The sequence below is a fragment of the Stenotrophomonas sp. X genome (assembly GCF_055721025.1).
In genome coordinates this window covers 880268-894612 of record NZ_CM146756.1, presented here as the reverse complement: position 1 = coordinate 894612, position 14345 = coordinate 880268, and the positions used below count along the sequence as shown (strand labels likewise).

Below are 14345 nucleotides of genomic sequence, written 5' to 3'. Positions count from 1 at the left end.
TGATGGGGCGCCGCGGGCATGGCCACGCAGGCCGGGCGGGCGGCGGGGAACAGGGAAACGGCCACCCGTGGGTGGCCGTTTCGAAAGGGGGTCAGGCGGCGAGGTGCTTGTTCCACTCCGCGACGCGGTCGGCCTGGGCGGCCAGCACGGCGTCGACGTCGCCTTCCAGGGTGATCGAATGGATCACGTCGCCCTGCTTGACCGAATCGACGATGGCCTGGCCTTCCAGGACCTTGCCGAAGACGGTGTGGCGGCCGTCCAGCCAATCGGTCTTGATGTGGGTGATGAAGAACTGGCTGCCGTTGGTGTTCGGGCCGGCGTTGGCCATCGACAGCGAGCCGACCTCGTGCTTCACGCCATTCTTCTCGTCTTCGAACTTGTAGCCCGGGCCGCCGGTGCCACGACCCTGCGGGCAGCCGCCCTGGATCATGAAGTCGGCGATCACGCGGTGGAAGATCAGGCCGTCATAGAAGCCGTGCTTGACCAGGTTCACGAAGTTGGCCACGGTCAGCGGCGCCTTGTCGGCGAACAGCTCGACCTTGATCGGGCCCTGGGTGGTGTCGAAAGTGGCGATGAGGGACATGAAGATCCTTGGTGCAAAGGGGAATGCGTCTAGCCACCTAGTTTACACCTGCCTCGTGGCGGCGGTGCCTTCGACCATCGGTGGAGCCCCCGCCTTCAGCCAGGGGAAGTGAGCCGAGGGGCCGTCCTGGCGACCTCGGCCGAAGCGGTGGACAGCCAGCTGAATGGGCCGTTTGGCCGGCGTGAAATCCATCTTTTCGCGAATCGTCAAGTTCGACGTATAATGTTGGACTTCTTTTTCCAAATCCGGCGCCGACTGGCCCCCTTTCGTATGTCCATCGAAAATCTTCGCAACATCGCCATCGTCGCCCACGTCGACCATGGCAAGACCACCCTGGTCGACCAGCTGCTGAAGCAGTCCGGCACCCTGTCCGAGCGCACCGTCCTCGCCGAGCGCGTGATGGACAGCAACGACCAGGAAAAGGAACGCGGCATCACCATCCTGGCCAAGAACACCGCCATCACCTGGGAAGACAAGAAGACCGGCATCAAGAACCGGATCAACATCGTCGACACCCCCGGTCACGCCGACTTCGGCGGTGAGGTCGAGCGCGTGCTGTCGATGGTCGACACCGTGCTGATCCTGGTCGATGCGATGGACGGCCCGATGCCGCAGACCCGCTTCGTGACCCAGAAGGCCTTCGCGATGGGCTTCAAGCCGATCGTCGTGGTCAACAAGGTCGACCGTCCGGGCGCCCGTCCGGAGTGGGTGATCGACCAGGTCTTCGACCTGTTCGACAAGCTCGGTGCCACCAACGAGCAGCTGGACTTCCCGATCGTCTACGCCTCGGGCCTGAACGGCTACGCGGGCCTGGAAGACACCGTGCGCGACGGCGACATGACCCCGCTGTACGAAGCGATCATGCAGCACGCGCCGAAGCCGGAAGTGGACCCGGAAGGCCCGTTCCAGATGCGCATCAGCCAGCTGGACTACAACAACTTCGTGGGCGTGATCGGCATCGGCCGCATCCAGCGCGGCACCCTGAAGAAGAACATGCAGGTCGCGGTCATCGACCGTGAAGGCAAGAAGCGCAACGGCAAGGTGCTGCAGGTGCTGGGCTTCATGGGCCTGGAGCGCATCGAGCAGGATTCGGCCGAGGCCGGCGACATCGTGGCCATCTCCGGCATCCAGGAGCTGACCATCTCCGACACCATCTGCGCACCGGACTTCCCGGAAGCCCTGCCTGCGCTGACCGTCGACGAGCCGACCATCTCGATGACCTTCCAGGTGAACAATTCACCGTTCGCCGGCAACAAGGACCTGTCCGGTGGCAAGTTCCTGACCAGCCGCCAGATCAAGGACCGCCTGGACCGTGAAAAGGTCCACAACGTGGCCCTGAAGGTCGAGCAGCTGGAAGACGCCGACAAGTTCCTGGTCTCCGGCCGTGGCGAACTGCACCTGTCGGTGCTGATCGAGAACATGCGCCGCGAAGGCTACGAGCTGGCCGTGTCGCGCCCGGAAGTGATCATCAAGGAAATCGACGGCCAGCTGATGGAGCCGATCGAGCAGCTGGTGGTGGACATCGAAGAAGTCCACCAGGGCGGCGTGATGGAAAAGCTGGGCACCCGCAAGGGCCAGTTGAAGAACATGGAATCGGACGGCAAGGGCCGCGTGCGCCTGGAGTACCAGATCCCGGCCCGTGGCCTGATCGGCTTCCAGAACGAGTTCAAGACCCTGACCCAGGGTTCGGGCCTGCTGTTCCATGTGTTCGACCACTACGGCCCGAAGGAACAGGGCGCCATCGCCAAGCGCATCAACGGCGTGATGATCGCCAATGCGCCGGGCGTCACCCCGGCCTACTCGCTGGGCCCGCTGCAGGAACGCGGCAAGCTCTTCGCTGCCGAAGGCGACAACGTGTATGAAGGTCAGCTGGTCGGCATCCACTCCAAGGACAACGACCTGACCGTCAACGCGATTAAGACCAAGCCCCTGACCAACATGCGCGCTTCCGGCAAGGACGATGCGATCCAGCTGACCCCGGCGATCAAGTACTCGCTGGAACAGGCCCTGGACTTCATCGAAGACGACGAGCTGGTCGAGATCACCCCGAAGGAGATCCGCCTGCGCAAGAAGTTCCTGACCGAGAGCGACCGCAAGAAGGCTTCGCGCGGCGGCTGAGCCAGCACCCCGTGAACCAGAGCGGCTACAACCCGGATCCACACCGGCATCCGGGTCTGCACGTCATCGCCCTGCTCGAAGCGAGCAAGGCGATGCTGGCGCTGTTGGCCGCCACCGGGCTGGAAGTGCTCGGACCGCAGCCGCTTCGGCACGGCATCATGGTCCTGATCCGGCGTTTCAGCCTGGATCCGGACCATGGCACCCTGCCCTCGCTGCTGCATATGATCAACCCCGACGCGGTCCACCTGGCCGCGGCAGGGATGATCGGCTACGGCCTGCTGCACCTGGTCGAAGCCTGGGGCCTGTGGCGGGCCAAGGCCTGGGCCTCCTGGCTGGGCTGCCTGACTGCCTCGCTGTACCTGCCCTTCGACATCTTCGCGATCATCCGCCACCCCGGCTGGCCGTCGTGGACGATCCTGGCGATCAACCTGATCGTGGTCTACGTTCTCGCCCGCGACCTGCGCAAGCGCCACCGCTGAGCACCGGCTACACTGGGGATTGGAGCCGACCAAGCCGCCCCATGCGCCCGTCCTTGCCGCCTCTGCTGACCTGCCTGCTCGCCGCGCTGCCTGCGCTGCTTTCGGCTGGCTGCAGCCCGGCCACGCCCAGCGCGCATGCGGCCGAACCTGCGAGCCGCAACGTGCCGTTCCCGTACGCTGAAACCGATGTTACCGACCTGCAGGCGCGGATGACCGCCGGTGAACTGGACAGCACCACCCTGACCCAGGCCTACCTGCAGCGCATCGCCGCCCTGGATCGGGCCGGGCCCCGCCTGCGCGCGGTGATCGAGCTCAACCCCGATGCCCTGAAGGAAGCCGCGGCGCGCGACCGCGAGCGCCGCGATGGACGCCTGCGTGGCCCGCTGCACGGCATCCCGGTACTGCTGAAGGACAACATCAACGCTGCGCCGATGGCCACCAGTGCCGGCTCTCTGGCCCTGCAGGGGTTCCGCCCTGACGATGCGTATCTGGTGCGGCGCCTGCGCGAGGCCGGGGCCGTGGTGCTGGGCAAGACCAATCTCAGCGAATGGGCCAATTTCCGCGGCAACGATTCGGTGTCCGGCTGGAGCGCGCGCGGTGGCCAGACCCGCAATCCCTATCGCCTCAGCCACTCGCCTTGCGGTTCCAGCAGCGGCAGCGCGGTAGCGGTCGCCGCCAACCTGGCCAGCGTGGCGATCGGCACCGAAACCGACGGCAGCATCGTCTGCCCTGCGGCGATCAATGGCATCGTCGGCCTCAAGCCGACCGTTGGCCTGGTCAGCCGCGATGGGATCATCCCGATTTCCTTCAGCCAGGACACTGCGGGGCCGATGACACGCAGCGTCGCCGACGCTGCCGCCGTACTGACCGCAATTGCCGGCCGCGATGATGCCGACCCGGCCACCGCAACCATGCCCGGCCGTGCGGTGTACGACTACACCGCGCGGCTGGATCCGCAGGGACTGCGTGGCAAGCGCATCGGCCTGCTGCAGACGCCGCTGCTGAAATACCGCGGCATGCCGCCACTGATCGAACACGCCGCCACCGAGCTGCGTCGGGCCGGCGCCGTCGTGGTGCCGGTGGAGCTGCCCAACCAGGGCGCCTGGGCCGACGCCGAACTCAAGGTACTGCTGTACGAGTTCAAGGCCGGGCTGGAGCGTTACTTCAGCGCCCACCGCGCTCCCCTGCACAGCCTGGCCGAATTGATCGCCTTCAACCAGGCGCACAGCAAGCAGGAACTGGGCCTGTTCGGCCAGGAACTGCTGGTGGAGGCCGACGCTACCGCCGGCTTGGCCGACCCCGCCTATATCCGCGCACGCAGCGATGCGCGCAGGTTGGCGGGCCCGGAAGGCATCGATGCCGCCCTCGCCGCCCACCAGCTCGACGCCCTGGTCGCGCCGACCACCGGCGTGGCGTGGCCGATCCGCAGCGAAGGCGACGACTTCCCCGGCGAGAGCTACAGTGCCGCCGCCGTCGCCGGCTATCCCAGCCTCAGCGTGCCGATGGGCCAGATCGATGGCCTGCCGGTCGGCCTGCTGTTCATGGGCACCGCCTGGAGCGAACCGAAGCTGATCGAAATGGCGTACGCCTACGAACAGCGCACCCGCGCGCGGCGGCCACCGCACTTCGGCACCGACACGCTGATCGACGCCGGCGAGCCGTGATCGTGTTTCTGTAGAGCCGAGCCCACGCTCGGCTTCAACGGAAAATCGAAAGCAGCCGAGCATGGCTCGGCTCTACAGCGGCTGGTCGGGCTCCGCTGGCACGATTGCCGCCTCACCGTCTTCAGCCCCCGGCGAACGCACATCTGCAGTACGTGCACGTGGACCACGCGGCATGTCCAGCTCGTCAGCATGCTGCATCCGCGCACGCAGCTGCGGCAGCGACTGCGGATGCTCACGCGCGAGGAAATCGAGCATGCGCTCGCGTACCAGGCAACGCAGGTCGAACGCGTCGCCAGAGCTGCGCGCACTCACCAGCAGGCGCACCTGGATCGCACGCTCGCTGGTTTCGGTCACCTGGGCCACGCAGACCCGGCCATCCCACAATGCCTCGCCCTGGCAGATGCGCTCCAGCTCGGCGCGGATCGCCGCGATCGGGGCACGATAGTCCAGCCACAGAAACGCCGTACCGAGCAGATCGGCGCTGCGCCGGGTCCAGTTCTGGAAGGGGTTCTCGATGAACCAGGTCAGCGGCACCACCATCCTCCGCTCGTCCCAGATGCGTACCACCACGTAGCTGCTGCCGATCTCCTCGATGCGTCCCCACTCGCCCTCGACGATCACTACATCGTCCAGTCGGATCGGCTGGGTCACTGCAATCTGCAGGCCAGCGATCAGATTGCCGAACACTGGCTTTGCGGCGATACCGGCCACCAGGCCGATGAGGCCCGCCGAGGCCAGCAGCGCGGTGCCGATCTTCTGCACCATGGGAAAGGTCAACAGCACCAGCGAAGCACCCAGCACGATGATGCCGCCCATCAGCACACGGCTGAGCACCCGCGTCTGGGTCTGGATGCGGCGCGCTTCCAGATTATCGGAGACATCGATGGGATGGCTGCGCAGGATGGCCCGCTCACCCGCTGCCACTGCGCGTACCAGCAACCAGATGAAGCAGGCGGTCAGTGCGATATGCAGCACCCGTTGCAGGTTGCCCAGAAGGGGATCCTGCAGCGGCGTGGCCTGCAATGCAGGGATCAACAGCAGCAGCGGCCATGCGGTGGCCATTGGCAGCCCGAGCACACGCCCGATGCGCGCGCGCCGCCGATCACGCTCTTTCAGCCGATGGTAGATCCACAGGATCAGCCACGCGCCGATGCCGCCCACCAATGCGGCCAAACCCAATGGCCATGCATAGGCCTGCATGTGCTCCCAAGGCACTCTTGCCACCTCCACGTGAAAGCGTGAACGGACAGCCTCGCGCATGGCACATGAGCGTCACGTCAGCCGTTCGTAAGGAGGGTGTTGATCGGCAGGGCTTGCAGCCCTGCACCTGCCCAGAAGCCGAAGCAACAGCAACGGCAACAGCAACAGCCGAAGCAGAAGCGGGTTTGCTGTGGGATGGCGGGGTGGGTCCGGTTGCGGGGGGCGCTGCAAGTACGTCCATGTAAGCTCGGTCGCCGCATCCATGCGGCTCACGCCCCCGCAACCGGACCCACCCCGCCTACGACAGATCTCCGCGATCTGCAGTAGATCCACGCCATGCGTGGATGAATCTCCATCGGAATCGAATATTTCGAATTGGATTCCAAAAGCATCCACGCATGGCGTGGATCTACCGTGTCGACCAAGGTCGACACTTACCCGCAGCCGCCGGAATTCGTCAGAGGCGGGGCGGTGTCGGAGTGCGGGGCGTCAGCCGCATGGATGCGGCTGCCAAGCCTACAAGGACGTACTTGCGGCGTCCCCGCACTCCGATACCGCCCCGCCTTCCCACGGAATGCCCGCGTTTGACGTTGCAGTTGACGTTGATTCCGCAGGTGCAGGGCTGCAAGCCCTGCCGCAACGCACTTAACGCACTTGCTCCTGCTTGCGCACGATCGCCATCGCGATCTCCAGCGACTGCTCGTAGTTCAACCGCGGGTCCACCGTCGAACGATACGCACGCTCCAGGTCGCGCTCGGTCAGTTCGCGCGCGCCGCCGATGCACTCGGTCACGTCCTCGCCGGTCAGTTCCAGATGCACACCGCCCAGGCGCGTACCGGCGGCCGCATGCAGATCGAACGACATCTCCACCTCGCCACGCACGTTGTCGAAGCGGCGTGTCTTGAAACCGTTGGCGGTGCTTTCGGTATTGCCATGCATCGCATCGCACACCCACAGCACGCGGCGACCATCACGCTTGACCGCGTCCAGCAGCGGCGGCAGTTTCTCTGCGATCTGCGTTGCGCCCATCCGGTGGATGAAGCTCAGGCGGCCCGGCTCGTCATGTGGGTTGAGCACATCGATCAGGCGCAGCAGCTGGTCCGGCGTCACCGACGGGCCCACCTTGATCGCAATCGGATTGCGCACGCCACGCAGGTACTCCACGTGCGCGCCATCGAGCGCGGCCGTGCGCATGCCGATCCACGGGTAATGCGTGCTCAGGTTCAACCAGCCCTGCTGGCGCGGCACCTGGCGGGTCAACGCCTGCTCGTAGGGCAGCAGCAGCGCTTCGTGCGACGTGTAGAAGTCGATGCGGTTGAGGTTGTGCACGCGGGCCCCGGCCAGGGTCTCCATGAAGTGCACCGCATCGCCGATCGAGGCCACCATCTTCTGGTACTCGGCCGCCAGCGGCGAGTGGCTTACCCACTCCAGGTTCCAGTATTCGGGGTGGTGCAGGTCGGCGAAACCGCCGTCGATCAGCGCACGCACGAAGTTCATCGTCATCGCCGAATGCGCGTGGGCCTGCAGCATCCGCTTCGGGTCCGGCAGGCGCGCCGCTTCGGTGAACGCCGGTGCGTTGATCACATCACCGCGGTAGCTGGGCAGGGTCACGCCGTCGCGGGTCTCGGTGTCGGCCGAGCGCGGCTTGGCGTACTGGCCAGCGAAGCGGCCCACGCGGATCACCGGCTGGCGCAGGCCGTGCACCAGCACCAGGCTCATCTGCAGCAGTACCTTCAGGCGGTTGGAGATGGTGCCCGATTCGCAGTCGCTGAAGTTCTCGGCGCAGTCGCCGCCCTGCAGCAGGAAGCGCTTGCCTTCCTGGGCCTCGGCCAGCTGCTGCTTCAACGCCAGGATCTCCCACGAGGTGACAAGCGGCGGCAGCCGCTTCAGCTCGTGCAGAGCGGCGTCCAATGCCACCGGGTCCGGGTAGGTCGGCATCTGCAGCGCGGTCTTGCCACGCCAGCTCTCCGGCGACCAGGCAGCGCAAGCGGTGGTCGCGGCGGGATCGGAGACGGGCGGAACGGCGGACAGGCTCATTGCAGACTTCCGGGGTGGGGGGCGGTCATGGTCGCAGAGCCAGCCGCCGACGCAAAGGCCCATCCCCGCCGCCCCGGCCACCTGAACGGCAGGGAAAGGCCAACGCCAGCAGCCAGATCCAGCATGGCCAGCCGCACGGGACAGGCGCATGATTTGTTACGGAGTAACACTTCCACGTCATGGACCGGCCCCTTCCACACCCAGCCGCCCCCTCTCTCACCATGAAGCCCTCACCCCTCGCTACCGGCATTGCCTTCGCCCTGGCCTTGGCCAGCCTGCCCGCCTTCGCCGCAACGACCGACGACACCTCTTCCTCCGTCAAGGATCTGGACGCAGTCACCGTCCACGCCCAGCTCGACCAGGCCCGCAACGCGCTGTCGCCGGACATCGGCAGCAGCCAGTACCAGATCACCGCCGAGGACATCCAGAAGCAGCCGCTGGGTGCCTCCGCGCCGCTCAGCCAGGTACTGCTGCAGGCCCCGGGCGTGGTCCAGGATTCCTATGGCGGCGTGCACGTGCGCGGCGACCACGCCAATCTGCAGTACCGCATCAATGGCGTGCTGCTGCCCGAATCGATCTCCGGCTTCGGCCAGACACTGGATGCACGCACCATCAAGAGCATCCGCCTGATGGATGGCGCGCTGCCGGCGCAGTTCGGCGAGCGCACCGCTGCAGTGGTCGACATCAGCACCCGCAATGGCGCCGAGCTCGGCAATGGCGGCAGCGCCGGTCTGACCGCAGGCTCGTTCGGCAAGATCAATCCGAATGCCTCGTGGTGGGGCAACCAGGGGCGATGGAGCTGGTTCCTGACCGGCAACTACGACCAGAACGAGGTTGGCCTGGAGAACCCGACCCGCTCGCGCAAGCCGCTGCACGACGACACCCACCAGGGCAAAGCGTTCGCTGACCTCACCTACCTGGTCAACGAGAACACGCGCCTGAGCGTGTTCGCCGGCTTCGCCAACAATCGCTTCCAGATCCCGGTCAACCCCGGGCAGACCCCGCAGTTCGGTTACCTGGACACCACCACCTTCGACTCCAGCCAGCTGGATGAAACCCAGCGCGAGACCACCCGCTTCGGCATGCTGGTGCTGCAGGGCGCGCTGGGCAGCACCGCCTACCAACTGTCAGCCGGGCAGCGCTACAGCGATGTGGCGTTCATCCCGGATGTCATCGGCGACCTGGTATTCAGTGGCGTCGCCTCGCAGGTGCAGCGCAGCAACCGCGCCAACACGCTGCAGGCCGATTTCTCCACCCCACTGGGCAGCGACCACACGCTGCGCTATGGCCTGTATGGCAACTACGAGAACGCGCGGGCCAGCAACAGCAGCTGGGTGTTCCCGGTCGATGACGCCGGCCAGCAGTCCAGCACCACGCCGCTGCTGATACCTGACCACAGTGCCTTCCATGCCAGCACGCAGGCGTTGTACGTGCAGGATGAATGGAAGATCGGCGACGACTGGACCGTCAACTACGGCCTGCGCGGAGATCGCTACAAGGCCTTTGGCCACACCGAGGGCCAGCTCAGCCCCCGCGTGGGCGTGGCCTGGAATGCCAGCGACAGCACCACCGTGCATGCCGGCTATTCGCGTTACTTCACGCCACCGGCCAGTGAGCTGATCGCCAGCAGCGATATCGCGCTGTACGACGGCACCACCAACCAGCAGCCGAGCGGCGGCAACAACACGCCACTGGCCGAACGCAGCGACTACTACGACGTCGGCGTGTCGCAGCAGGTGGGCGAACACCTGACCCTGGGCCTGGATGCCTATGACCGACGCGTCGCACGCCTGCAGGACGAAGGCCAGTTCGGTGCCGCCTACATCTATTCGACGTTCAACTACCGCCGCGGCCATATCCATGGCCTGGAGTTCAGTGCCGACTACAGCGACGGTCCGTTCAGCGCCTACGTCAACGCGGCGTACAACAAGGCCATCGGCACCCAGGTCGTCACCGGCCAGTACAACCTCGATCCGGACGCGCTGGCCTATGTGGCCAACCATTGGATCCACCTCGACCACGACCAGAAGCTGACCTCATCGGGCGGCTTCAGCTACGCCTTCGCCGGCCACAACCGGGTCGGCGCCAACTACGTGTTCGGTAGCGGCCTGCGTTCGGACATCGAGGGCGTGCCCAACGGCGGCGAGCTGCCGTCCTACCTGCAGGTGAACCTCAGCGCCGGGCATGACTTCAATGCCGACAGCGACCATCCGCTGCATGTGCAGCTGGCGGTCATCAATGCATTGGACCGCAGCTACCAACTGCGCGATGGCGGTGGCGTCGGCGTGTTCGCCCCGCAGTGGGGACCGCGCCGTGGCGCCTACCTGAGCCTGCAGCAGGATTTCTGAGGACGCCAGGGTGCCTGGGGTCGGCCCCCCTTTCCGCAGGAGAGGGCTCCGACCCCGCCTTAGTTCAGCGCTTGACCTTGCGCAGCGACACCACCAGCGCCCACAGCGCCAGCAGCACGAACCACACGCCCGACCACATCGGCATGGTCAGGCCCAGGAACGTCCAGTCGATATTGCCGCAGTTGCCGGTACCGGTCAGCACCGTGCGGAACACTTCCAGCGGCCCCATGGTCTCGCGCAGGAAGCTCAGCGGCGGGCCGCAGGTCGCACCCATCTCCGGTGGCAGCATCTGCACGTAGACGTGGCGCGCAGCGATGCCTACGCCGACCGCGGCGGCAATGAAGGCGAGCACGCCGTAGGTTGCCCGGCCAGGACGGTTGCAGGGCCCGTGCAGTGCACCGATCAGGAACAGCAGGCCCAGCGCGGCGAACGCCAGCCGCTGGAAGATGCACAGCGGACACGGCTCCAGGCCCATCTTCAGCTGCAGGAAGATCGCGTAGCCCAGCAGGCCCGCGCAGATCAGGAAGCCCAGAAGGAACTGGGCGCGGAAGGGCCAGCGCAGTGGATTCATCGTCAACGCTCGAATGGATCAAGGCGCCAAGCGTAACCGAGAGTGCGCGCCATTCGAACCGCCACAGGTGACGCCTGTCGGAACGGTGCGGGTCAGATCCCGCAGAAACGCAAAAGCCCGGCAGAGGCCGGGCTTTCGCTGTGTCGCGTTGGAGCGGTCCGATTACTCGGCCACTTCCTCGGCCACGACCGGACGGTCAACCAGCTCGACGTAGGCCATCGGCGCGTTGTCGCCAGCGCGGAAGCCGCACTTCAGCAGGCGCAGGTAGCCGCCCGGACGGTTCGCGTAGCGCGGGCCCAGGATGGTGAACAGGTTGCCCACGGCTTCGTTGTCGCGCAGGCGGGCGAAGGCCAGACGGCGGTTGGCGACGGAGTCGACCTTGGCCAGGGTGATCAGCGGCTCGGCAACGCGGCGCAGTTCCTTGGCCTTCGGCAGGGTGGTCTTGATCAGCTCGTGCTTGAACAGCGAGGCGGCCATGTTCTTGAACATCGCTTCGCGGTGGGCGCTGGTGCGGCTGAACTTACGGCCAGACTTCTGGTGACGCATGGTGATATTCCTTGGTTAATGATGAGGCTGTGCGGATCGTTGTCGCCATCCTGGCGTTGCTGCGCGGACTGCGGATGGTCCTGGCCGCCCGTCCTGGACGACCTGCCCGCGAACCTGGGGTTCGTCGTGGCATGTTGTGTTGCGTTGAAGGCCCCACCGCGAACGGTGGAGCCTTCAGGCATTGCCGATATCAACCCAGCATGCCGTGGCTGGCGACGCCGGCCGGCGGCCAGTTCTCCAGCTTCATGCCGAGCGACAGGCCGCGCTGAGCCAGCACTTCCTTGATCTCGGTGAGCGACTTCTTGCCCAGGTTCGGGGTCTTCAGCAGCTCCACTTCGGTCTTCTGGATCAGATCGCCGATGTAGTAGATGCTTTCAGCCTTCAGGCAGTTGGCCGAACGCACGGTCAGCTCCAGATCGTCGATCGGGCGCAGCAGCACCGGATCCACGCCGTTGTTGGCCGGCTTGGCCGCACCGCGGTCGCGGTGGGTGAAGTCACCGAACACCGACAGCTGGTCGCTGAGGATGTCGGCGGCGGTGCGCACGGCTTCCTCGGCGTCGATGGTGCCGTTGGTCTCGATATCGATGACCAGCTTGTCCAGGTCGGTGCGCTGTTCGACACGCGCCGCTTCCACGGCATAGGCGACACGGCGGACCGGCGAGAACGAGGCATCCAGGACCAGGCGGCCGATGGCACGGGTTTCTTCGTCCGGACGACGACGCGCGGCAGCCGGCTGGTAGCCGAAACCACGTTCGATCTTCAGACGCATGTTGATTGCCGTGTCCTTGGTCAGGTGGCAGATCACATGGTCGCCGTTCAGGATCTCCACATTGTGGTCGACCTTGATGTCGGCAGCGGTGACAACGCCCGGGCCCTGCTTGGACAGGGACAGGGTGGCGCTGTCGCCGGAGTGCATACGGATGGCCACGTCCTTCAGGTTGAGCAGGACTTCGAGCACATCCTCCTGCAGACCTTCGACCGTGGTGTACTCATGCAACACGCCGTCGATTTCGACTTCCGTGATGGCGAAGCCCGGGATGGACGACAGCAGCACGCGACGCAGGGCGTTGCCCAGCGTATGCCCGTAACCCCGCTCCAAAGGTTCGATAACGACCTTTGCACGGGTGTCGGTAAGGCGTTCGATCTGCGGACCGCGAGGACGCAGAACCTGGTTGGCGGTAACCGTCATGTTGCGGGTTCTCCTAGTGAACCCCCGGCCGTCGCCGGGGGCTCTCCAATGTGAATTACTTCGAATACAGCTCGACGATCAGCGCTTCGTTGATGTCCGCAGGCAGATCCGAACGATCCGGAACAGCCTTGAAGATGCCGGTGAACTTGCCGGAATCCACTTCAACCCACGACGGGCTCAGGTCATGCTGGGCGGCGACGGTCAGGGCTTCCTGGACGCGCAGCTGCTTGGCAGCCTTTTCGGACAGAGCGATGGCGTCGCCAGCCTTGACCTGGTACGAAGCCAGGTTGACCGACTTGCCATTCACGGTGACGCCGCGGTGCGACACCAGCTGACGGGCAGCCGGACGGGTCACGGCGAAGCCCATGCGGTAGACGACGTTGTCCAGGCGGGTTTCCAGCAGCTGCAGCAGGTTCTCGCCGGTGTTGCCCTTCTTGGTCGAGGCCTTCTTGTAGTAGTTGCGGAACTGACGCTCCAGCAGGCCGTAGATACGCTTGACCTTCTGCTTTTCACGCAGCTGGGTGGCGTAGTCGGACAGCTTGCCCTTGCGGGCAGTGGCGCCGTGCTGGCCGGGCTTCTGCTCCAGCTTGCACTTGGAGTCCAGCGCACGCGCCGGGCTCTTCAGGGACAGGTCGGCGCCTTCGCGGCGGGCGAGCTTACAGGTAGGACCGATATAACGAGCCATTTCTTATCGCTCCCTTTAGACGCGACGCTTCTTCGGCGGACGGCACCCGTTGTGCGGGATGGGCGTCACGTCGATGATGTTGGTGATCTTGTAGCCGACGTTGTTCAGCGAACGCACGGCCGACTCACGGCCCGGACCCGGGCCCTTGATGCGGACTTCCAGCGACTTCACGCCGTAGTCCAGCGCAGCACGACCGGCCTTTTCAGCAGCCACCTGGGCAGCGAACGGGGTCGACTTGCGCGAACCGCGGAAGCCAGCGCCACCGGAGGTCGCCCACGACAGAGCATTGCCCTGGCGATCGGTGATGGTGACGATGGTGTTGTTGAACGAAGCGTGGACGTGGGCAACGCCGTCGGTGACGACGCGCTTGATCTTCTTCTTGGTCTTAGCAGCGGGCTTAGCCATTTCTCAGTCCCTTACTTCTTGATCGCCTTGCGCGGACCCTTGCGGGTGCGGGCGTTGGTACGGGTGCGCTGGCCACGCAGCGGGAGGCCACGACGGTGACGCAGGCCGCGGTAGCAGCCCAGGTCCATCAGGCGCTTGATCGCGATGCCGATCTCACGGCGCAGATCGCCTTCCACGATGTACTTGCCGACTTCGGCGCGCAGGCGCTCGATTTCCGGCTCCGACAGATCGCGGATCTTGGTGGTCGAAGCAACGCCTGCGACTTCGCAGACCTTCTTCGAACGGGTACGGCCGATGCCGTAAATGCTTTGCAACCCGACCCAGACGTGCTTCTGGGCTGGCAGGTTGACGCCTGCAATACGCGCCATGACGCGGTTCTCCAGCTGAGTGATGGCCGACAGCGCGCCTCGGGCACGCCAATCCGGCAGGATGGATCAAAAAAGTGAACTAGCGATACTAACAAGATTCCGGTTTACATGGAAGCCCGTGAAACCATTGGTTTCATGAACCCGGCCTGGGG

13 protein-coding genes are annotated in these 14345 nt (G+C 65.4%); 4 read left to right on the top strand and 9 right to left on the bottom strand.

What is annotated here, in order from left to right; translation table 11 throughout:
• Positions 1-91 precede the first annotated feature (91 nt).
• Positions 92-583, bottom strand: a complete 492-nt coding sequence (locus ACZ75I_RS04040; RefSeq protein WP_005408225.1) for a peptidylprolyl isomerase — start codon at positions 581-583, stop codon at positions 92-94.
• A gap of 270 nt (positions 584-853) precedes the next feature.
• Here ACZ75I_RS04040 and typA point away from each other — a divergent pair, with 270 nt between their 5' ends.
• From typA to ACZ75I_RS04025, 3 genes are read left to right on the top strand one after another with little or no spacing between them, the layout of a single operon-like run.
• Positions 854-2701, top strand: a complete 1848-nt coding sequence (typA, locus tag ACZ75I_RS04035) for a translational GTPase TypA (RefSeq protein ID WP_061480552.1) — start codon at positions 854-856, stop codon at positions 2699-2701.
• An 11-nt stretch (positions 2702-2712) separates the two neighbouring features.
• Complete coding sequence (locus tag ACZ75I_RS04030) at positions 2713-3180, top strand: DUF2127 domain-containing protein (protein ID WP_061480553.1); 468 nt, start codon at positions 2713-2715, stop codon at positions 3178-3180.
• 41 nt (positions 3181-3221) lie between these two features.
• Complete coding sequence (locus ACZ75I_RS04025) at positions 3222-4844, top strand: amidase (RefSeq protein ID WP_472958732.1); 1623 nt, start codon at positions 3222-3224, stop codon at positions 4842-4844.
• A gap of 72 nt (positions 4845-4916) precedes the next feature.
• On the opposite strand, the gene ACZ75I_RS04020 is transcribed toward ACZ75I_RS04025, so the two are convergent.
• Complete coding sequence (locus ACZ75I_RS04020) at positions 4917-6104, bottom strand: mechanosensitive ion channel family protein (RefSeq protein WP_472958731.1); 1188 nt, start codon at positions 6102-6104, stop codon at positions 4917-4919.
• Positions 6105-6689: 585 nt separating this feature from the next.
• Positions 6690-8081 (bottom strand): class II 3-deoxy-7-phosphoheptulonate synthase, encoded by a 1392-nt coding sequence (locus ACZ75I_RS04015; RefSeq protein ID WP_472958730.1) that lies wholly within the window; start codon positions 8079-8081, stop codon positions 6690-6692.
• Positions 8082-8302: 221 nt separating this feature from the next.
• On the opposite strand from ACZ75I_RS04015, the gene ACZ75I_RS04010 reads away from it, so the two are divergent.
• Positions 8303-10429, top strand: a complete 2127-nt coding sequence (locus tag ACZ75I_RS04010) for a TonB-dependent receptor (protein ID WP_472958729.1) — start codon at positions 8303-8305, stop codon at positions 10427-10429.
• A 64-nt stretch (positions 10430-10493) separates the two neighbouring features.
• On the opposite strand, the gene ACZ75I_RS04005 is transcribed toward ACZ75I_RS04010, so the two are convergent.
• From ACZ75I_RS04005 to rpsM, 6 genes are all read right to left on the bottom strand, one after another.
• Positions 10494-11000, bottom strand: a complete 507-nt coding sequence (locus ACZ75I_RS04005) for a disulfide bond formation protein B (RefSeq protein ID WP_061480557.1) — start codon at positions 10998-11000, stop codon at positions 10494-10496.
• Between the two features lie 162 nt (positions 11001-11162).
• Entirely contained in the window at positions 11163-11546 is a 384-nt protein-coding gene (gene rplQ / locus ACZ75I_RS04000) for a 50S ribosomal protein L17 (RefSeq protein WP_005408217.1), read from the bottom strand.
• 190 nt (positions 11547-11736) lie between these two features.
• Positions 11737-12735, bottom strand: a complete 999-nt coding sequence (locus ACZ75I_RS03995; RefSeq protein WP_005408216.1) for a DNA-directed RNA polymerase subunit alpha — start codon at positions 12733-12735, stop codon at positions 11737-11739.
• 55 nt (positions 12736-12790) lie between these two features.
• Positions 12791-13420 (bottom strand): 30S ribosomal protein S4, encoded by a 630-nt coding sequence (gene rpsD / locus ACZ75I_RS03990; protein WP_004145446.1) that lies wholly within the window; start codon positions 13418-13420, stop codon positions 12791-12793.
• A 15-nt stretch (positions 13421-13435) separates the two neighbouring features.
• Positions 13436-13825 carry a 30S ribosomal protein S11 gene (gene rpsK / locus ACZ75I_RS03985; RefSeq protein WP_004145443.1) on the bottom strand — a complete coding sequence of 130 codons (390 nt, stop codon included), beginning with the start codon at positions 13823-13825 and terminating at the stop codon, positions 13436-13438.
• A gap of 11 nt (positions 13826-13836) precedes the next feature.
• Positions 13837-14193 (bottom strand): 30S ribosomal protein S13, encoded by a 357-nt coding sequence (rpsM, locus tag ACZ75I_RS03980; RefSeq protein ID WP_004154500.1) that lies wholly within the window; start codon positions 14191-14193, stop codon positions 13837-13839.
• Positions 14194-14345 lie beyond the last annotated feature (152 nt).